Raw genomic sequence first — 18,847 nt, 5'->3', positions numbered from 1 at the left:
TAATGGCTCGTGAACCAAGAGAAGGCGGTCGTGGCGGCCGTGATCGCGAACGTGAAGGCGATGAACTGATCGACAAGCTGGTCACGATCAACCGCGTTGCAAAAGTTGTTAAGGGCGGTCGTCGCTTTGCTTTTGCTGCGCTGGTTGTTGTTGGTGATCAGAAAGGTCGCGTCGGTTACGGTGCAGGTAAGGCACGTGAAGTGCCTGAAGCTATCCGTAAAGCAACTGAGCGTGCAAAACGTGCAATGATTCGTGTGCCGATGAAAGAAGGTCGCACACTGCATCATGACGTTTCTGGTCACTTTGGTGCTGGTAAAGTTATCCTGCGTTCGGCTGAAGCCGGTACAGGTATCATTGCTGGTGGTCCAATGCGTGCAGTGTTCGAAAGCCTGGGAATTAACGACGTTGTCGCTAAATCTCTCGGCACTCGTAACCCGCATAACATGGTTAAAGCGACGTTTGACGCTCTGACCCGTTGTGCAAGCCCACGCTCTATTGCTAACCGTCGTGGTAAGAAGGTTGCTGAAATTTTCGGCAAGCGTGATCAGAATGCACCGGCAGGAGAAACTGCAGATGTCTGATACGAAAACTTTCAAAGTTATCCAGATCGCATCTGGTAACGGTCGTAAACCTGGCCAGCAGGCAACTCTGGTCGGTCTCGGTCTGAATAAAATCGGTCGTGAACGGGTTCTGGAAGATACTCCTTCAACACGTGGTATGGTCCGTAAAGTGGCGCACCTTGTGAAGGTGGAGGATTGATATGAACTTGAATGAGCTTCGCGATAATGAGGGTTCTCGTTACCGCAAAAAACGCCTGGGGCGTGGTATCGGCTCTGGCAAAGGCAAAACTTCAGGCCGAGGCGTAAAAGGTCAGAAAGCACGTGAAGGCGTGTCTCTGAACGGCTTTGAGGGTGGTCAGCTTCCGCTGTATCGTCGTTTGCCTAAGCGCGGCTTTAAGAACATCTTCCGCAAAGTTTACGCACCGGTTAACCTCGGTGCAGTAGAAAAAGCTATTGCAGAAGGTAAAATTGAAGCTGGTGCAACTGTGACAGAAGAGCTGCTGAAAAATGCAGGTCTTGTTGGTACAGGTAAATATGCTGGTGTGCGTATTCTGAGTGAAGGTGAACTGACACGTGCAGTAACTTTCGAAGTTTCTGGTGCTTCTGTTGCTGCTATTGCAGCAATTGAAAAAGCCGGTGGCTCTGTTAAAGTTCTTGCTGCTAAGGCACCTGAAGTTAGCGCTTCCTGACACATAAGAAAGGGGAAGGGGGTATTTCTCTCTTCTCCTTTCGGTCTGTTTCTCAGAAAGTTTTCTGACTTAAACTTTTCAGACGATTATCATACCAGCGTCCCGCATTAAATTGTGGTGGCGCTGTTTGTGTGAAAGGACGGATGCATGGCTTCCGCGGCCGAACAACTGGCTGCCAACTTTAATGTGGGCTCCTTTGCAAAAGCTACAGAACTCAAAAAACGGATCTGGTTTACGCTTGGTGCGCTGATTATTTATCGCCTGGGAACCTATATTCCTGTTCCTGGTGTTGATGCGACGGTGATGGGGCAGCTTCTTGCTCAGAATCAGGGTGGCATTCTGGGCATGTTTAACATGTTCTCAGGTGGGGCTCTTGGTCGTATGACCGTTTTTGCTCTGAACATCATGCCCTACATATCAGCTTCTATTATTGTTCAGCTGATGTCGACGGCTTTACCTTCTCTTGAAGCTTTGAAGAAAGAGGGTGAGCAGGGTCGTAAAAAGCTTAATGAGTATACTCGTTATCTGACAGTGTTAATTGCTGTTTTTCAGGCTTATGGCATTGCCATCGGGCTGGAGACAATGCGTACAGCGACTGGTGCAGCTGCGGTTGTGCATCCTGGCGTTTTCTTTCTGGTTTCCTGTGTCATTACGCTTGTCGGCGGCACAATGTTCCTGATGTGGCTTGGGGAGCAGATTACGTCACGTGGTGTTGGTAACGGGATATCCCTCATTATTTTTGCTGGTATCGTAGCTAACCTTCCACAGGCAATGATGTCTCTGTTTCAGCTGGGTTATACCGGGGCACGTTCTCCTGTATTCGTCCCGCTTTTCTTACTGCTTGCAGCAGCGACAATTACCTTCATTGTCTTTATGGAACAGGCACAGCGCCGGGTTGTTATTCAGTATCCTAAGCGCCAGATGGGGCAGAGGATGTTTGGTGGTGACTCCACGCATATGCCACTAAAGGTCAACACGGCAGGGGTTATCCCTCCTATTTTTGCTTCTTCAGTTCTTCTGGTGCCGGCCACCGTTTCTGGTTTTATGAACGGTAAAAATATGCCGCACTGGCTCTCATTTCTTGGAGATGCACTGGGGCAGGGTCAGCCTCTTTATTTATTCATTTATGCAGCGATGATTGTGTTTTTCTCCTATTTTTATGCAGCAGTTACGTTTAATCCGCCGGAAACGGCTGATAATCTGCGTAAACAGGGAGGGTTTATTCCAGGTATTCGTCCCGGGGCCGCAACAGCTACATATTTTGACAAAATTTTGACTCGACTGACGACTATCGGCGCCGCCTATATGGTGCTTGTCTGTTTATTGCCGCAAATTCTGATTAGTCGTTACAATGTGCCTTTCTACTTTGGTGGAACAAGTCTGATCATTATTGTTTCTGTGACAATTGATACTGTAACTCAGGTTCAGTCTCATCTGGTGGCACACCAGTATCAGGGACTTATGAAACGTTCTCGCGGCGGAAGAAAACAAAGGATCTCTCGTCGATGAATATTATCTTTCTTGGCCCTCCCGGAGCAGGGAAAGGCACTCAGGCTAAACGTCTTGAAGAACGCCACGGGCTGGTGCAGATTTCTACCGGTGATATGCTGCGTGCAGAAGTTGCAAAAAATTCAGAGACCGGAAAACAGGCTAAGGCTCTTATGGAAGCCGGTAAACTTGTTCCCGATGCTCTGATCATTTCAATGCTGCAAAGCAGAATTGAGCAGCCTGATTGTCGTCATGGGTTTATCCTTGATGGATTTCCCCGTACTGCCGGGCAGGCAGAAGCACTTGATGCTATGCTGGCAGCTGACAACAAGGCGATAGATGTCGTTCTGTTTCTCGACGTTGACGAAAATACACTGGCTGATCGTATAGCCGGGCGTTACACTTGCGTTAATTGTGGTACTACTTATAACGAAGTTTCCAGCCCTCCTGCAAAGGAAGGCACATGTGATGTATGTGGAAGTCATGACTTTAAAAGACGTTCTGACGACACGCGGGAAACTGTCGTAAAACGTGTTCAGGAATACCGTAATCTGACAGCACCGATTCTGCCTTTTTACCGGGAGAGCAGGCGTTTGCGGACCGTTAACGGCATGGCGCCTGCAGCGGAAGTTGCGGCACAAATTGAACAGTTTGTGACTAAATAGAAGCTTATCACGAAAAAGTGATCAGCTTTCGTTGACTTATTGTGGTGGCCGGTATATTTCGCGGCCACTAAGTGAAATCTGCTTTCCTGGTGAAAGCGCATGGGAATCTGTCTGTGAGGGCAGATTTTTACAGGAGTATAAGGCGTGGCACGTATTGCCGGCGTGAATGTCCCTAGCAACAAACGTGTTGTTATCGGGCTTCAGTACATATACGGGATTGGCGCAACTAAAGCTCAGCAGATCTGCTCTGCTGCTGGTGTTGCTGATGCAAAACGCGTTAATGAGCTGAGTGATGACGAAATCACAAAGCTGCGTGAACTGATTGATACCCAGTATCGCGTTGAAGGTGATCTTCGTCGTGAAGTCGCTATGAACATCAAGCGTCTGATGGATCTGGGCTGCTACCGCGGTCTGCGTCATCGTCGCGGTCTGCCGGTTCGTGGTCAGCGTACGCATACCAACGCTCGTACCCGTAAGGGTAAAGCTGTTGCGATTGCAGGTAAGAAAAAAGTTACACGCTAATCCGATTTGTTGAAAAACTCCGGATGGCTTTAGAGGGCTTCTGGGCAGGGACTGAGGTAAAAAAATATGGCGAAAGCCGCAGTGCAGCGCATTCGTAAAAAAGAGCGCAAGAACATTATTTCTGGCGTGGCACATGTTCTGTCCACGTTTAACAACACAATGATCACCATTTCTGACTCTCAGGGAAATGCTATTTCCTGGTCTTCAGCCGGTGCTCAGGGCTTCAAAGGCTCACGTAAATCTACACCTTATGCTGCACAGGTTGCTGCTGAGGATGCAGGTCGTAAGGCCCGTGAACACGGTATGGAAACGCTGGAAATCGAAGTTTCCGGTCCTGGGTCAGGTCGTGAAAGTGCACTGCGCGCGCTTCAGGCTGTCGGGTTCTCCATTACCTCTATTCGTGACATGACACCGGTTCCCCATAACGGGTGCCGTCCGCGTAAGCGTCGTCGCGTCTGAGAGTTGAAAAATCGGTGGCTGCCTGTTCAGCCACCATTTTTTCGGTTTGTGTGTAAGCTAGAGAAACTTCTGTTTAGCAGTTGTTCCTCCTATTGAAAGGCCGGTACCTTGGTCCTTCAGAAAAACTGGCAATCTCTGATCAAGCCTGAAAAACTTGAGGTTGAACCTGGAGTTGAACCAGCACGTATTGCAACAGTTGTTGCTGAGCCGCTTGAACGCGGTTTTGGTATGACACTGGGCAATGCACTGCGTCGTGTTCTGCTGTCCTCTCTTCAGGGCGCCGCCGTGACCGGCATTCAGATTGATGGCGTGTTGCATGAGTTCTCTTCAGTCGCAGGTGTTCGTGAAGATGTTACAGACATCGTTCTGAACATTAAGCAGCTCGCTCTGCGTATGCATGGCGAGGGCCCAAAGCGTATGGTGCTGACGGCTACTGGCCCTGGCGAAGTACGTGCAAGCCAGATCCAGACAGGTCATGATATTGAAATCATGAACCCTGACCTGGTTATCTGTACGCTTGATGAAGGTGTTAAACTGGGCATGCAGTTCCTGGTCGGAATGGGCAAAGGCTACGTTCCTGCTGCGGCTAACCGTCCGGAAGATGCACCGATTGGTCTGATTCCTGTTGATGCGATTTACTCTCCTGTTAAGCGTGTGTCTTACAAGGTTGAGCCAACCCGCGTTGGTCAGGTAACAGACTTTGATAAGCTGCTTCTGACAGTTGAAACTAACGGAGCGATCTCTCCGGAAGATTCAGTTGCTCTGGCAGCTCGTATTCTTCAGGATCAGCTGCAGCTGTTTATCAATTTTGATGAGCCACGCCGCGTACAGCCTGAAGAGCCGCAGGATGATCTTCCCTTTAACCGGAATCTGCTGCGTAAGGTTGATGAGCTTGAGCTTTCTGTTCGTAGTGCAAACTGCCTTAAGAACGATAACATCATCTATATCGGTGATCTCGTTCAGAAGAGCGAACAGGAAATGCTGCGCACGCCTAACTTTGGCCGCAAATCATTGAATGAAATCAAGGAAGTTCTGACGTCTATGGGGCTTTCTCTGGGTATGAATGTGCCGGCCTGGCCACCGGAAAATATTGAAGATATGGCTAAACGGCTTGATGAGTCGTTTTAAGCCGTCTTCTTACGACTAGGAATAAACTATGCGTCATCGTATTGCCGGCCGTAAACTCGGCGTAACCTCAACTCACCGTGCAGCTATGTTTCGCAACATGGCTGTCGCACTGATCAAACATGAGCAGATTTCTACAACACTGCCAAAAGCGAAAGAACTTCGCCCGGTTGTAGAAAAACTGATCACGCTTGGTAAACGTGGTGATCTTCATGCTCGTCGTCAGGCATTCGCTATGCTGCGTGACGATGCAATCGTGAAAAAACTGTTTTCTACAATTGCTGATCGCTATAAAGGCCGCACAGGTGGGTATTCCCGCGTTATGCGTGCTGGCGTACGCTATGGTGACGCAGCAGATATGGCTGTTATTGAGCTGGTTGATCGTGATGTCAGCGCAAAAGGCCAGGACAGCGGTCCTCGTCCTGAAGTAACAGAAGATCAGGACATCGCAGCCTGATTTAAGGTTTTTATCACCAGAGGCTTTCAGTCTCTGGTGAGACCCTGCCGGTTGATCGTGTTTTCCGTAATCTGGTGATTATTAAAAATACTTTTTATCCCCTTTTGACTATCAATAAAAAATATATGCGTTTTTAACGCAGGTTTCCTGTAATATTTAATACAGAAGCTCAACGTGTTAATAATGTTCTGCTATGGGCATTTTTCATGTTTCACGAGTTATTATTTTTATAAAATTTTAGTATAATCGTTTTATCACAGACAAATTTGTGTAATGTCTCTGCAACACACAATGAATGGTCGTGAAAAAATGAAGCGATTTTCTTTAAAAGCGATACTGCTATGTGTTTTTACCGTGCAGATTTTCGCGTTTTCTGCCCGTGCAGCAGAACCAATCCGTATAGGCTATATACCTGTTATAGGCTCTTCCGCTCTTTTCGTAATTGATGGAAAGGGATGGGCGCATGATGCCGGTCTGACCCTGCAGCCTGTACGCTTCACTTCTGGCCCACAGGCTTTACAGGCTTTGGTCTCTGGTCGGATAGATGCCTATGTGGCCGGTGTCCTGCCATTGCTTCAGGCGCGCGCTCATGGTGTGGATGTTAAGGTAATTACAGCGGCTTCAGTCGAAGAGCTTGAAGTTATTTCACGGGGCTCTCTGGCTGCATTACTGACGCAAAATGAAGAAAAAACACCAGCTTCTTCTGATGTAAAAACGCTTTTTGAAACATTTAAAAAGCAACAGTCTCGAAATGTGCGTATCGCAGCTCAGCCTCCCGGGTCTGTGCCTGATACCGTTTTGCGGTACTGGCTGCTTCAGCAGGTAAAGATATCACCGCCTCTTACAAACAGTGTTTCTGTTGTCGGTGTCGATATTGATGCGGCACAGCAGGCTTTTCTGGCAGGGGCTGTTGATGCGGCTATTTTGCGTGAGCCAGCTTTGACCGTTATTCGTAATCGGTTGCCTGAGAGTAAAATTTTAGCCACCGGCCATGATCTGATGCCAGATCAGCCAGGTTCAGTGCTGGCCGTGGTTGCACCTGAAGACCCGGCACATCGTGACTGGGCACTGAAGCTTGGTCAGCTTTTTGTGCGCGCAACAACATTTTTATCTGAGCATCCTGAGGAGGCCGCACCTTTTGTGACGAAAGTACTGGGTGGGGGGCTTCTGAGCGAGAGCATTATGACACAGGCTCTCACTCATGCCTCATCGCACTTTATCAGTGATCCGCAACGCATTGTTAAAGGTGTGGCAGAGCTTCAGAACTTTGAAGCAGAGCAGGGGCTGCTTCGTAAGACTGAGCCTGTTGATGCGCTTTTTGACCTCGATATGTGGCGGCAGATTCAAAAGTGATCAGAAAAGTTTCGCACAGACGGCATATTTTACTTTCAGCAGTCGGACTTATTGTTTTTTTTTCTGGCTGGCAGTTCGCCGTTACAAGTGGCGTCTTACCTTCCGGCATGGTGCCTGCTCCGGGCACACTCTGGCCCGCATGGCTTGATGAGGTGCGTAGCGGGTTCTGGCAGCAGGCGATTGGCGATAGTTTAACGCATTATGTTCTTGGTCTTCTGATCGGTTCAGTCTTTGGGGCTTTCCTTGGCATCTTGTGCGGTATGCTTGAGGTGCTTGATGGTCTTCTTGAAGGGGTTATCCGCCTGTTGCGCCCGGTGCCTGGCCTTGCATGGGTGCCATTTGCCATTTTATGGTTTGGCCTTAATACGGCTGGCGCAACATTTGTTATCGCTATTTCAGTGTTCTGGATCAATTTTTATGCGGCATATGGTGCCGTCAAGAGCGTTGATCCTGAACTTTACGAGCTTGCTGCCGCATTTGGTCATGGTCGCTTTCTGGCAGGTTTATTTAAGATCACGTTACCCGCTTCAGCACCTGGTATCATGGCTGGCTTGCGTACAGGCCTCGGGCAGGGGTGGATGTCAGTAGTAGCGGCCGAGCTGTTTGGTGTGCCGGGTATTGGTGCGCGTATGATGCAGGCTTCGAGTTTGCTCGCTACCGATGTTGTTGTTGTTTATATGCTGACAATGGCTCTGCTTTATGCCTTAACAGATTTTCTGTTTGGTTTTGTAAGAAGATACGTGCTTCGGTGGCAGGTATGAATGATGATCTGGTTGCTTCCCTCGACAATATAGGTTTGTCCTACGATCAGGGGGCACATTTTATTCTGCGTAACGTAACACTTTCTCTCAGAAGAGGTGAGTTTGTCGCGCTGCTTGGCCCCTCAGGTGTTGGTAAGTCAACATTATTACGGGTTGTCATGGGGCTTACGGTCCCTCTGGAGGGAGCTGTTCATGAGGTCTCTGCCGCCCCCGATCCCAGGCGGCGTAAGAATGCTCTGGTTTTTCAGGATGCCCGTCTTATCCCCTGGCGTAGTGTCGCTGCAAATGTGGCTTTTGGCCTGGAGGGGCTTGCTCTGACCAGGCAGGAAAAGCAGGATCGTATTGAGAGTGCTTTGCGTCTGGTTGGTCTGACGGCTGAGGCTGATCGCTGGCCACGTAAGCTTTCAGGTGGCCAGCGGCAACGTGTCGGGGTTGCGCGGGCTTTGACCGTTGACCCGGATCTTTTGTTAATGGATGAACCTTTTGGTGCTCTTGATCCGATTACACGCCATACTTTGCAGGATGAGCTTCTGAAAATCTGGGAGCAGACACATAAAACAATTTTGTTTGTTACCCATGATATAGAAGAAGCCTTAAAGCTTGCTACGCGTATTGTTGTTCTGGCCGGAGCTCCGGCAAAAATTGCTGGTTGTCTCAATGTTACGGCAGAAATGAAGGAAGCAGAGTCTGTTCCTTTCAAACAGGCCGTGTTGCAGTTGCGTTCTATGATTGCCGGTGTATCAGTTAACACAGCTAGATAAGAGGATCTGTAAAATGACTGTAAAAAGTGAAACGGCACAGTTTAAACTTGAAGAAGGGGTGGGCCGCCTTCAGGATGGTGCTGAGGGTTTGTTCAGCCAGGCCGGAGGCGGTAATGAAGCATCTGATAAATTTCCTTTTGCTGACGCAGTAAGAGATGTTGTCGTTGACAGACCCTTTGTGAGTCTGGCGGCAGCTGCATTTATTGTATTTTTTACAGGCCGTCTCTTACGTCGGCGCTGATCTGTTTTCTTTAGTTCTCTTTTTTACTTTTCTCTTTTGTTGGGATCATAAGATATGCTCAGGCTGGCACTTTTCTTTTTTATAGTCTCTCTTATCGCGGGTTTGTTTGGTTTTACCGGCATTTCGGCTGCGACAGCAGGTGTCGCTAAAATACTGTTCTTTATAGCCATTATCTTGTTTGTGGTGTTTCTTGTCGCCGCTTTGCTTTTTGGTCGGGCTATGGTGAAATAACCCTCCTTTCTTTTCATAAGAAGTCTCTGTCTTAAAAAAAGACAGAGACTTTTTTATTTCTGCTTCTTCACTGCCGCTTTTTGTTGTTCTTTATCGTTAGGCAGATAATTTTTGTCTTTCTGAATAAAGCTGGGCAGAAGAGGGATATCCCGTTGCATTGAATCTTTGTCGGGAATTTCTGAAGCGTCCCATCCTCCTCCCAGATTTTCGATCAGAGATACGCTGTCAATAATGCGTCCCTGCTGAATTTGCAGGGCAGTCTGGTCATTTGAAAGTGCAGTTGCTTCAGCAGTTACGACGCTGGTGTAGATTTGTGTACCCGCCATATACTGGTTAAGAGAGACCTGTACGGCACGGTTAGCGGCTTCAACTGCCATCTGCTGCTGATCGGCCTGCTGGGCGAGAAGTCGCAGGTTAGAAAGCTGATCTTCTACATTTTGCAAGGCTGTCAGAACGGTCTGACGATAATTCGCAACATAGTAATCATAGTTGGCTTCGGCCTGACGTACGTCAGCCGTACGACTTCCGCCGGCAAAAAGTGTTTCAGAGGCAGATGCACCGAGAGACCATGCGCGGTTGGCTACCTGAATGAGCGAACCAATAGGATCGCCTGCATAGCTGTAAGACGCACTTAATGTGACCTGTGGGTAAAAAGCTGCTTCAGCCGCACCTATCTGCGCATTATATTCCTCCATACGGCGCTCAGCTGCAGCAATATCCGGACGACGCTCAAGGAGCTGAGATGGCATGTAAACCGGTATTGCCGGCACCTCACGTGTCAGCGCACCGTGAGGAATGGATAAGTCGGCAGGGGCTTTCCCTATAAAGACAGCAATCGCGTGTTCATATTGCGCACGGGCAATTTTTGTGGCCGTGGTTTGAGCACGTGTTTGTTCCAGCTGTGTTTTTGACTGAAACAATGTTGTAGGGTCAGCCGTGCCGGCTTCATACTGGTTGTGAGTGATCTCGTATGAGCGCTGATAAAACTTTGTATTGCGGTCAAGAAGGTCAAAGAGACTGTCCTGATAACGCATATTAAAATAAGCGCTGGCAAGCTGAGCCTGGTATGAGAGTTTGGCATTTGCAAGGTCAGCTGCTGAGGCCTGGGTTTCTGAAACCTGTCCTTCGATCTGACGACGAATTCTTCCCCACAAATCAAGGTCCCATGAGGCAGAAGGACCAAGGCTATAGTTGTTCTTGGTTGTATTTGATGGCAGGGCCGCGACACTGTCAGACGTTCCACGCCCTGTACTCTGGCGGTTAAACGCAGCAGATGAACTCAGGGTTGGGTAGAGCTGTGCTTTAACAGCGTTAATATAAGCCCTGGCAGAACGATATCGTGCTTCATACTGCTTAACGTTCTGGTTATTAATGGCAACCTGTTCCTCCAGTTCGTTAAGAACCGGGTCGTGATACATTGTCCACCATGCCCCTTTAGGAATTTCAGCCGCACCAGGTGCCGCATATTTCCACCCTTCAGAGGGTTGCAGTTCTTTAAATTTAGCTGAGACAATGGCTTTAGGACGTTTATAGTCCGGTCCTACCATACAGCCCGCAAGGACCAGTGGGCCCAGAAGAAGGTATAGACGGCGAGAAAGCAGGTGGGAGAATAGAGGCTTCATCTTGTGTGTCTCAGCTGGCTTGCCTGTCATGATGATACGGGCCGCGGTTTAGTTTTGGGTTTTGGTCGCATACGGAGTTTATCAAGAAGGAGGTAAACAACCGGTGTTGTGTACAGAGTAAGTGCCTGACTGAGGATTAGCCCCCCCATAAGGGCGATGCCGACCGGGCGGCGGATTTCATAACCATACCCATGTGCAAGGGCGAGCGGTAAAGCGCCACAGGCTGCAGCCAGTGTCGTCATAAAGATAGGACGAAAACGTAAAAGGCACGCCATTTTTATAGCCTGCAGAGCTGGCGTACCATCAGTGCGTTCGGTGTCGAGAGCAAAGTCGACCAGCATAATAGCATTTTTCTTTACAATGCCGATCAGGATAATAATTGCCAGCCCCGCGACTAAAGAAAGTTCCTGGCCAAATAATCGTAATGCAATAAGGGCACCTAAGCTGGCAGAAGGAAGTGTTGAAAGAATAGTCAGTGGGTGAATATAGCTTTCATATAAAATACCAAGAGTTATATAGACAGCAGCCAGAGCTGCTATCAGAGTAAGAGACTGGGTAACGCCAGATTTTTTAAGTTGTGCAGCATTGCCGATAAAACTTCCCCGGATAGTGTGGGGCATGTGCATTCTGAGCTCGGCCCGGCGAATAATATGGATTGCCTGGCTGAGTGAAGTATGATCTGCCAGATTAAACGAAATGGTTGTCGCCACAGATTGCCCCAGATGGTTAACCGTCAGGGGAGCAATTGTGTCATTAATCTGAGAGACAAAGGTTAAAGGAAGCATTGCTTCTTTTGATGTAGAAACAGCAGAACCATTTGATGCCCCGGTGCCACCGGCCAGAGAGTTCGCAATCTGGTTTTTAAAGGAGGCCTGGCTGAGATCAGCCTCTGTCGTACCACTGCCACCAGATGAGCTTGTTACGCTCGCTTTTCTGACACGAATAGTGTTTGATTTTGTACCACCACCGGCTGAACCACCAGAAACACTGACCCATACCTGTTTAAGCATTTCAGGTGAGGACCAGTAGAGCGGATTAGCCTCCATGATCACACGGTACTGATTCATAGAGTTATAAATAATAGAGACCGCACGCTGCCCAAAAGCGTCATATAATGTATTAGAAATCATTTGCGGGGTCAGATTAAAGCGGGCTGCTGTATCACGTGCTATGTGCACACCGATAGCAGGAGCACCTTCATCGACGTCTGATGAGATGGACTGAAGCTGTTTATGGCGCTGAAGTTCAGCCGTTAGTTTCTTAGTCCACTGGTAAAGCTCCTGAGCATCCCCTCCCTGGAGCGTATACTGATACGATCCGTCGCTTTGCCTGGCGCTTGAGTGAATTGTACCAGGCTCTACCAGAAATAGCTCTGCCCCTACGAGGTTTTTAAGCTTTTTTTCTATGCGGGTTATCATGTGGGCCCCCGTGTCGGGGCGTAATGTTTTATCTTTCAGGCGTAAAAACATAGTTGCGGCATTGAGGGCGTCATGTTGTCCACCCACAAAACTTGCAACGTCCTCAACATCCGGATCTTCGCCAATGATTTTCTGAATATAGAGCAGTTTTTGTGAAAGCTGGGCAAAAGATATGCTCTGGCTTCCCTTAACATGACCAATAACCAGACCAGTATCTGAGGTAGGAATAAACCCTTTCGGCAGACTGACTAAAAGAATAGCAATTAAAATAAATGATGCCGGCAGGGACCAGAGTGTAATGCGCCTGTGTTGCAGGGCGATTTCGAGTGTTGAGGCATACACTCTTTCAATCCAGTTCAGAGGGCAGAGAATAATATCAATAAATTTTTGTAGTGGCGGGCTGAGTTTTTTCCCGGTTTCATCGTGTGCTTTAAGCAGCTGAGACGCCATCATTGGTGTCAGCGTTAATGACAAAATCATGGAGATAAAAATAGACACAGTCAGTGTCATTGTGAATTCATGAAACAGACGGCCTGAAAGTCCGCTCAGGAACATAATCGGTATAAAAACGGCAATGAGAGAGATAGAAATAGACACAACAGTAAAAGCGACCTCATCACATCCTTTCTGCGATGCCTCCCGGGGGGAGAAGCCCTTTTCAAGGTAGCGTGCAATATTTTCGACAACGACAATGGCATCATCAACAACAAAGCCGGTTGAAACCGTAAGCGCCATGAGGGACATGTTGTTGAGTGAATAGCCCAGCAGCCACATGACAGCGAATGTTGAGATAATAGAAGTAGGTACGACGAGTGCCGGAATAAGCGTCATACGAAGAGAGTTAAGGAACGCCAGAACAACAAGCGTGACAAGAATAACTGAAATAATCAGCGTAAACTCTGTGTCCGCCAGCGCGGCTCTGATTGTCAGAGAGCGGTCAAGCCCGATATGCAGATCAACACCGCCGGGCAGAGCACTGCGCATGAGTGGGATTTTTTGTCGTATTTTATCGATAAGCTCAATGACATTGGCATTAGCCTGAGGTAAAACCAGCGCAATGACAGAGTGAGCCTGACCAAAAAACCCGCTGTTGTGAATGTCCTCAACATTATTTTCTACGGTTGCGACGTCGGCCAGTCTGACCGGGCGGTTATTGCGCCAGGCAATAATAAGGTCACGGTAAGCTTTGGCATCGCGTGCCTGGTCGTTGGTTTGCAGGGTAAAGCGCACGCCATTATTATCTATAACACCTTTGGGGGTGTTCGCATTGGCTGAGGCCAGTGCTGCGCGAATATCCTCAAAACCGATACCATACTGAAAAAGTGGTTTGGGATTAAGCTCAACACGCACGGCTGGCAGAGAGCTGCCGCCAATATCAACCTGTCCTACTCCCTCAATCTGTGAGATCTGCTGCACCAGAACATTAGAGGCATATTCATACATCTGTGCCTGTGTATGTATATCAGAGGTCAGTGCCAGAACGTACACAGGTGCTGCGTTGGGGTTGGCTTTATAGTAATACGGGTTTGAACGCAGAGAGGTCGGCAGGTCGGCGTGGGAGGCCTGTAAAGCTGCCTGAATGTCTCTTGCTGCGCCATTAATGTCGCGAGACAGGTCAAACTGAAGAATAATACGGACTTCACCCTCAGATGATCGGGAGGTCATTTCTGAAAGTCCGGCGATCTGCCCCAGATGACGCTCAAGGGGGGCCGCGACAGAACTTGCAATTTCTTCGGGAGACCCGCCAGGCTGACTGGCCTGTACAACAATAACCGGAAAATCAACATTCGGCAGGTCGGCAACAGGCAGGCGAACAAACCCCATAATGCCTGTCAGGACCATAGCCAGTGCCAGAAGGACCGTTGCAACAGGCCTTTCAATAAAAACACGGCATACGCTGAATGGTTTTTCTGAGCTCACGGTGCTTCTGGCTCCGGCATGCTTTTGCCATTACGCCAGGCTTTCCAGCGGTTACTCAATCCGTCGAGAGCCAGATAAATTACCGGAGTGGTAAACAGTGTCAGTATCTGTGACATAGCCAGACCGGCGATAATCGACAGACCCAGCGGATAGCGCAGTTCTGCTCCGTTACCGTGTACAAGCACCATAGGCAATGCGCCGAGCATTGCGGCAAGTGTGGTCATCAGAATAGGACGAAAACGCAGGAGAGCAGCCTGTCTGATCGCCTGCAGAGAGTCCATGCCGTATACACGGCTGGCTTCTAAAGCAAAGTCAATCATCATGATGGCGTTTTTCTTTACAATGCCTATCAGCAGGACAATACCAATAATACCCATGATATCGAGCCCAGCCCCTGAGATCATGAGAGCCAGAAGTGCGCCGATAGCAGCAGAAGGCAGAGTAGAAAGAATAGTAACCGGGTGGATAAAACTTTCGTAGAGTACGCCAAGTACAATATAGACCGCCACAAGTGCTGCACCGATCAGAAAAAGCTCATTTCCCAGGGAGCCTTCAAAAGCTGCTGCTGTGCCCTGAAATGATGTCTGAAAAGACGGAGGGAGCTTAATGTCTTTTTCTACTCTGCGGATAGCGGCTGTAGCATCCCCCAGCGAGTATCCGTCCGACAGGTTGAACGAAATAGTCGTGGCCGGAAACTGGCCAAAATGTGTGATCAGTAAGGGTGCAGTCTTATGCTGAATTTGTGTTACCGCAGGTAAGGGCACCAGGCCGGATGTTGGTGAACGGGTCGGGCCCGATACGCTCTCACCAGAATTGCCACTAATGCCAGGCAGATAAAGCTGGTTGAGAGATTTCTGGCTGGTTTGAAGCAGGGGGTCTGCTTCCATAATCACACGGTACTGGTTGGCTTGTGTGTAAATGGTTGAAATCTGGCGCTGGCCAAAAGAATCATAAAGAATATTATCAATTGTCTGGGGAGTAATTGAGTAACGCGCGGCCGTTGTACGGTCGAGCACAACCTTAACAACCAGCCCCTGTGCCTGAAGATCTGACGTGACTTCAGAAAGTGCCGGCTCCTTACGCAGACGTTGCAGCAGAAGCGGGATCCAGGTGTCGAACAGCTTTGGATCGGGGTTTTCAAGCAGAAACTGATATTGTGTGGCAGTTACAGTTGTATCCAGTGTCAGATCCTGAACCGGCTGCATATACAGTTTAATACCAACAACTTTCGCTGTGGTTTGTGACAGGCGACTGGCAATTTCTGCTGCACTGCCGGAGCGTTGCCCCCGATCTTTAAGATTGATCAGAAAACGCCCCTGATTAAGGGTAGAGTTTTGTCCGTCAATGCCAACAAAAGAGGAGAGGGAGGCGACATCAGGGTCTTTAAGGATGATACGTGCCAGTTCCTGCTGGTGCTGTTTCATACTTTCAAAAGAAATGCTCTGAGAGGCCACCGAAACGCCCTGAATAACACCGGTATCCTGATCAGGGAAAAAACCCTTGGGAATAATAATTGCCAGCACGCATGTCAGAACGACCGTAGCTGTGGCGACACATAATGTGAGGCCACGATGTTCAAGAACGATATCCAGCCCGCGACCATAGAAAGCAATGAGGCGCTCAGTTGCATTTTCAACACTCTGAGACCAGCGCTGAAAGGCCGTTTGGGGGAGGTGAGGGTTATGAATGCGCTCACTGAGAATATAAGCACACATCATGGGGACAAGTGTCAGAGACACGATGGCTGAGAGTATGATGGTCACAGCCAGTGTCATGGCGAATTCATGAAAAAGCCGTCCGACAACATCTCCCATAAACAGCAGCGGAATAAGAACTGCCACCAGTGAAATTGTGAGTGATATAATAGTAAAACCGATCTCACCGGCGCCTCTTATAGCGGCGGTCATACGGTCTTCACCCAGCTCGATATAGCGCGAGATATTTTCGATCATTACGATGGCATCATCGACAACAAAACCCGTTGCTATTGTCAGAGCCATGAGAGAAAGATTATCGAGCGAGAAGCCCATCAGGTACATCACAGCAAATGTGCCGACGATTGACAGGGGAACAGACAGGCTGGGGATAATTGTTGCTGGGATATTACGCAAAAAGATAAAAATGACGCCCACTACGAGGAGCAGAGCCAGAAACAGCTCAAATTCAACGTCTGCGACTGAAGCCCTGATCGTGGTCGTACGGTCAGTGAGGGGTGTAATATCAATGCCGGGAGGTAATGACAGACGGAGCTGAGGGAGGGCTGCTTTAATATTATCGACAACATCAATGACATTTGCTCCGGGCTGACGCTGTACGTTCATAATCAGAGCAGGAGTCAGATTGGCCCATGCTGCCAGCTGGCTATTTTCAGCACCGATGACAACGCTGGCGATATCCCGTACGCGAACCGGTCCGCTGTTCTGATAGGCGATAACCTGGTTAAGCAGCATATCCACTGAAGAAATCTGGCCATCTACGCGTAATGTAACAGCCCGTTCCTGACCGTTAAATGTGCCGGTCGGAGAGTTAACGTTGACGTTGCCAATGGTGGTACGCAGTGTATCCATGTCCACACCATAAGAGGTGAGTTTTGGCACATTAACGCGCACACGAATGGCCTTGCGGTTGCCTCCTGACAGAGTTACGAGACCAACGCCCGAAATCTGGCTGATTTTTTGAGACAGACGTGTATCCACATAGTCTTCAACTTCAGGCAAGGGAATTGTCGCTGACGTAATGCCCAGAGTGATAACCGGGGTATCAGCAGGGTTAACTTTTGCATAAACCGGGGGCGCAGGCAGGTCGGAGGGCAGAAGTGAGTTGGCGTTATTAATTGCGGCCTGTACTTCCTGCTCAGCAACATCCATTGTCATCGACAGGCTGAAGCGCATCGTAATGATGGATGCGCCACCTGAGGAACGTGAGGTGATCTGATCAACACCTGACATCTGCCCGAACTGTGTTTCCAGCGGAGCCGTGATTGATGTGGCCATAACCTCCGGTCCGGCCCCGGGATAGAAGGTCTCGACTGTGATAGTCGGGTAATCAACCTGCGGTAGTGCTGAAACAGGCAGAAAATAATACCCCAGCATCCCCGCCATCATAATGGCGATCATCAGAAGAGTCGTGGCAACCGGTTTGCGTATGAAGAGAGCTGAAGGGTTCACGGTGTTGAAGAGCCTGGAGAGAGGTCAGTTTTCTCAGCGACCGGAATAGTCACATGCGTACCAATACGCAGGTGGTCAGTTCCATCAGTGACGACACGCTCCCCGCCTCTCAGACCTGAGCTGATAACCGTTGTGGTTTCGTTTGAAACGCCGGGAACAACTCTTCGAATATCAACGGTGTCATTATTATTGACAATATAGACAAAACGTCCTGAAGGGCCGGTTTGTAAAGCATTTGACGGCACAAGAACGACATTATCGAGGGTTTTAACCAGGAGATGAGCATTCACAAACTGGTTGGGAAATAAATGTTCATTTTCATTGGCAAAAATGGCGCGCAGGCGCACTGTGCCTGTTGAGGTATCAATCTGACTATCGAGAGCGCTAACAATACCATCGGCAATTTTATGTGTGTTAGAGCTGTCCCATGCAGCAACCTTCAGCTCTCTTTTCTCTCTTAGCTGGGTTGCAACCTCAGGCAGCTGCTCCTGCGGGAGTGTAAAGACAACCGAGATGGGCTGCATCTGTGTCAGAATGGCCAGTCCGCCTGATTGCCCGGCAGACAGAAAATTCCCCCGGTCAACTGCACGGATACCAATACGACCATCAACAGGTGCAACAATATGACAGTAAATAAGCTGTAGCTTTTCACTATCAACCTGAGCCTGGTCAGCCTTTACTGTTCCCTCAAGCTGTTCAACCTGAAATTGCTGATCACGTGCTGTTTTTGCATCGATACTGTCCTGTTTAATCAGGCGCTGGTAGCGGGCATTATCAACGCGAGCCTGGCCAAGCTGGGCCTGATCACGTGCAAGCTGTCCTTCATATTGCTCGAGCTGAACCTGGTAAGGGCGCGGATCAATAATTGCCAGAAGGTCCCCTTTATGTACGTGCTGCCCTTCAGTGAACAGAACATCAGTCAGGTACCCTTCGACACGTGTCTGAACAGTGACGTTTGTAATGGGGACAACCGTACCCAGTTCAATCAGGTTGACAGGGATCGACCCGCGCCTTGCAGCGGTCACAGCTACAGGCTGAGTATCATCATTTTCAGGAGAGGTATTACCTGGCTGATTCTTTGGGTGTGAGGGTGCGTGAAAAAAGCAGGATTTCACACCCAGAGCCAGCAGGCATACAACGGCAATAATAATAATCGTCCGCACCGTGATCCGCTTATCTGAAGATGGCGGCTCTGGTGGCGGTGACATATGTTGAGGGTAATCTGTGAGATCATTATCCATAAGAGGGTCAGTGTCATCCGCCAAAGTTATTGTTGCCCGCCTCAGTGCAGGAGTGCTTCCCTGAGGAAGGGCCGGGTATTTCACTGATGTGAAATTCAGTATCAAAATACCATTCTCGTTTAAACATAAAGCATACGTATCGTTGTTTCGCAACTATTACTTTGATA

Annotated in this window: 18 protein-coding genes; 14 read left to right on the top strand and 4 right to left on the bottom strand. The window is 48.9% G+C overall.

The window, feature by feature from the left end; translation table 11 throughout:
• Positions 1-2: 2 nt before the first annotated feature.
• From rpsE to HK25_RS08025, 14 genes are all read left to right on the top strand, one after another.
• Positions 3-581: a 30S ribosomal protein S5 gene (gene rpsE, locus HK25_RS08090; RefSeq protein WP_086554383.1), complete on the top strand. Its 579-nt coding sequence runs from the start codon at positions 3-5 to the stop codon at positions 579-581.
• Entirely contained in the window at positions 574-759 is a 186-nt protein-coding gene (gene rpmD, locus HK25_RS08085; RefSeq protein ID WP_206752255.1) for a 50S ribosomal protein L30, read from the top strand. Before rpsE ends, rpmD begins: the two co-directional genes overlap by 8 nt.
• A gap of 1 nt (position 760) precedes the next feature.
• Positions 761-1,249, top strand: coding sequence for a 50S ribosomal protein L15 (gene rplO, locus HK25_RS08080; RefSeq protein WP_086635894.1), 489 nt, complete (start codon positions 761-763; stop codon positions 1,247-1,249).
• 147 nt (positions 1,250-1,396) lie between these two features.
• The gene (gene secY, locus HK25_RS08075; RefSeq protein ID WP_086554380.1) at positions 1,397-2,758 is read left to right on the top strand and encodes a preprotein translocase subunit SecY; all 1,362 of its coding nucleotides are present in this window, start codon (positions 1,397-1,399) and stop codon (positions 2,756-2,758) included.
• Positions 2,755-3,402, top strand: a complete 648-nt coding sequence (locus tag HK25_RS08070) for an adenylate kinase (protein ID WP_086635893.1) — start codon at positions 2,755-2,757, stop codon at positions 3,400-3,402. Before secY ends, HK25_RS08070 begins: the two co-directional genes overlap by 4 nt.
• Before the next feature lie 144 nt (positions 3,403-3,546).
• On the top strand, positions 3,547-3,924 hold the full coding sequence (gene rpsM / locus HK25_RS08065) for a 30S ribosomal protein S13 (protein ID WP_086554378.1): 378 nt from the start codon (positions 3,547-3,549) through the stop codon (positions 3,922-3,924).
• Between the two features lie 66 nt (positions 3,925-3,990).
• On the top strand, positions 3,991-4,383 hold the full coding sequence (gene rpsK / locus HK25_RS08060; RefSeq protein ID WP_086554377.1) for a 30S ribosomal protein S11: 393 nt from the start codon (positions 3,991-3,993) through the stop codon (positions 4,381-4,383).
• 108 nt (positions 4,384-4,491) lie between these two features.
• Positions 4,492-5,511: a DNA-directed RNA polymerase subunit alpha gene (locus tag HK25_RS08055; protein ID WP_086554376.1), complete on the top strand. Its 1,020-nt coding sequence runs from the start codon at positions 4,492-4,494 to the stop codon at positions 5,509-5,511.
• Between the two features lie 28 nt (positions 5,512-5,539).
• Positions 5,540-5,965, top strand: coding sequence for a 50S ribosomal protein L17 (gene rplQ / locus HK25_RS08050; protein WP_086554375.1), 426 nt, complete (start codon positions 5,540-5,542; stop codon positions 5,963-5,965).
• Between the two features lie 273 nt (positions 5,966-6,238).
• Complete coding sequence (locus HK25_RS08045) at positions 6,239-7,318, top strand: ABC transporter substrate-binding protein (RefSeq protein WP_369824738.1); 1,080 nt, start codon at positions 6,239-6,241, stop codon at positions 7,316-7,318.
• Complete coding sequence (locus tag HK25_RS08040; protein WP_086635926.1) at positions 7,315-8,079, top strand: ABC transporter permease; 765 nt, start codon at positions 7,315-7,317, stop codon at positions 8,077-8,079. The genes HK25_RS08045 and HK25_RS08040 overlap by 4 nt, the downstream gene beginning before the upstream one ends.
• Positions 8,076-8,840 carry an ABC transporter ATP-binding protein gene (locus HK25_RS08035; protein ID WP_086554504.1) on the top strand — a complete coding sequence of 255 codons (765 nt, stop codon included), beginning with the start codon at positions 8,076-8,078 and terminating at the stop codon, positions 8,838-8,840. Before HK25_RS08040 ends, HK25_RS08035 begins: the two co-directional genes overlap by 4 nt.
• Positions 8,841-8,853: 13 nt before the next feature.
• Positions 8,854-9,081, top strand: coding sequence for a hypothetical protein (locus tag HK25_RS08030; RefSeq protein WP_086554374.1), 228 nt, complete (start codon positions 8,854-8,856; stop codon positions 9,079-9,081).
• Positions 9,082-9,135: 54 nt separating this feature from the next.
• Positions 9,136-9,312, top strand: a complete 177-nt coding sequence (locus tag HK25_RS08025; protein WP_086554373.1) for a DUF1328 domain-containing protein — start codon at positions 9,136-9,138, stop codon at positions 9,310-9,312.
• 53 nt (positions 9,313-9,365) lie between these two features.
• On the opposite strand, the gene HK25_RS08020 is transcribed toward HK25_RS08025, so the two are convergent.
• The 4 genes from HK25_RS08020 to HK25_RS08005 are packed head-to-tail and all read right to left on the bottom strand — an operon-like array spanning position 9,366 to position 18,680.
• Complete coding sequence (locus HK25_RS08020; protein WP_086554372.1) at positions 9,366-10,934, bottom strand: efflux transporter outer membrane subunit; 1,569 nt, start codon at positions 10,932-10,934, stop codon at positions 9,366-9,368.
• Positions 10,935-10,960: 26 nt separating this feature from the next.
• Positions 10,961-14,272, bottom strand: coding sequence for an efflux RND transporter permease subunit (locus HK25_RS08015; RefSeq protein ID WP_255406294.1), 3,312 nt, complete (start codon positions 14,270-14,272; stop codon positions 10,961-10,963).
• The gene (locus tag HK25_RS08010) at positions 14,269-17,439 is read right to left on the bottom strand and encodes an efflux RND transporter permease subunit (RefSeq protein WP_086635892.1); all 3,171 of its coding nucleotides are present in this window, start codon (positions 17,437-17,439) and stop codon (positions 14,269-14,271) included. Before HK25_RS08010 ends, HK25_RS08015 begins: the two co-directional genes overlap by 4 nt.
• Complete coding sequence (locus tag HK25_RS08005; RefSeq protein ID WP_086635925.1) at positions 17,436-18,680, bottom strand: efflux RND transporter periplasmic adaptor subunit; 1,245 nt, start codon at positions 18,678-18,680, stop codon at positions 17,436-17,438. Before HK25_RS08005 ends, HK25_RS08010 begins: the two co-directional genes overlap by 4 nt.
• Positions 18,681-18,847 lie beyond the last annotated feature (167 nt).

It is taken from the genome of Acetobacter sp. DsW_059 (genome assembly GCF_002153695.1).
GTDB classification, from domain to species: Bacteria; Pseudomonadota; Alphaproteobacteria; order Acetobacterales; family Acetobacteraceae; genus Acetobacter; species Acetobacter thailandicus.
Note: the sequence above shows the minus strand (reverse complement) of the source record. Positions and strands in the feature narration are given on the sequence as shown.

Excerpts from the sequence above, each read along its gene's own strand:
- rpsE (WP_086554383.1), top strand. The coding sequence starts at position 3 with ATGGCTCGTGAACCAAGAGAAGGCGGTCGTGGCGGCCGTGATCGCGAA.
- rpmD (WP_206752255.1), top strand. The coding sequence starts at position 574 with ATGTCTGATACGAAAACTTTCAAAGTTATCCAGATCGCATCTGGTAAC.
- rplO (WP_086635894.1), top strand. The coding sequence starts at position 761 with ATGAACTTGAATGAGCTTCGCGATAATGAGGGTTCTCGTTACCGCAAA.
- secY (WP_086554380.1), top strand. The coding sequence starts at position 1,397 with ATGGCTTCCGCGGCCGAACAACTGGCTGCCAACTTTAATGTGGGCTCC.
- HK25_RS08070 (WP_086635893.1), top strand. The coding sequence starts at position 2,755 with ATGAATATTATCTTTCTTGGCCCTCCCGGAGCAGGGAAAGGCACTCAG.
- rpsK (WP_086554377.1), top strand. The coding sequence starts at position 3,991 with ATGGCGAAAGCCGCAGTGCAGCGCATTCGTAAAAAAGAGCGCAAGAAC.
- rplQ (WP_086554375.1), top strand. The coding sequence starts at position 5,540 with ATGCGTCATCGTATTGCCGGCCGTAAACTCGGCGTAACCTCAACTCAC.
- HK25_RS08045 (WP_369824738.1), top strand. The coding sequence starts at position 6,239 with ATGTCTCTGCAACACACAATGAATGGTCGTGAAAAAATGAAGCGATTT.
- HK25_RS08035 (WP_086554504.1), top strand. The coding sequence starts at position 8,076 with ATGAATGATGATCTGGTTGCTTCCCTCGACAATATAGGTTTGTCCTAC.
- HK25_RS08030 (WP_086554374.1), top strand. The coding sequence starts at position 8,854 with ATGACTGTAAAAAGTGAAACGGCACAGTTTAAACTTGAAGAAGGGGTG.
- HK25_RS08025 (WP_086554373.1), top strand. The coding sequence starts at position 9,136 with ATGCTCAGGCTGGCACTTTTCTTTTTTATAGTCTCTCTTATCGCGGGT.
- HK25_RS08020 (WP_086554372.1), bottom strand. The coding sequence starts at position 10,934 with ATGAAGCCTCTATTCTCCCACCTGCTTTCTCGCCGTCTATACCTTCTT.
- HK25_RS08005 (WP_086635925.1), bottom strand. The coding sequence starts at position 18,680 with ATGGATAATGATCTCACAGATTACCCTCAACATATGTCACCGCCACCA.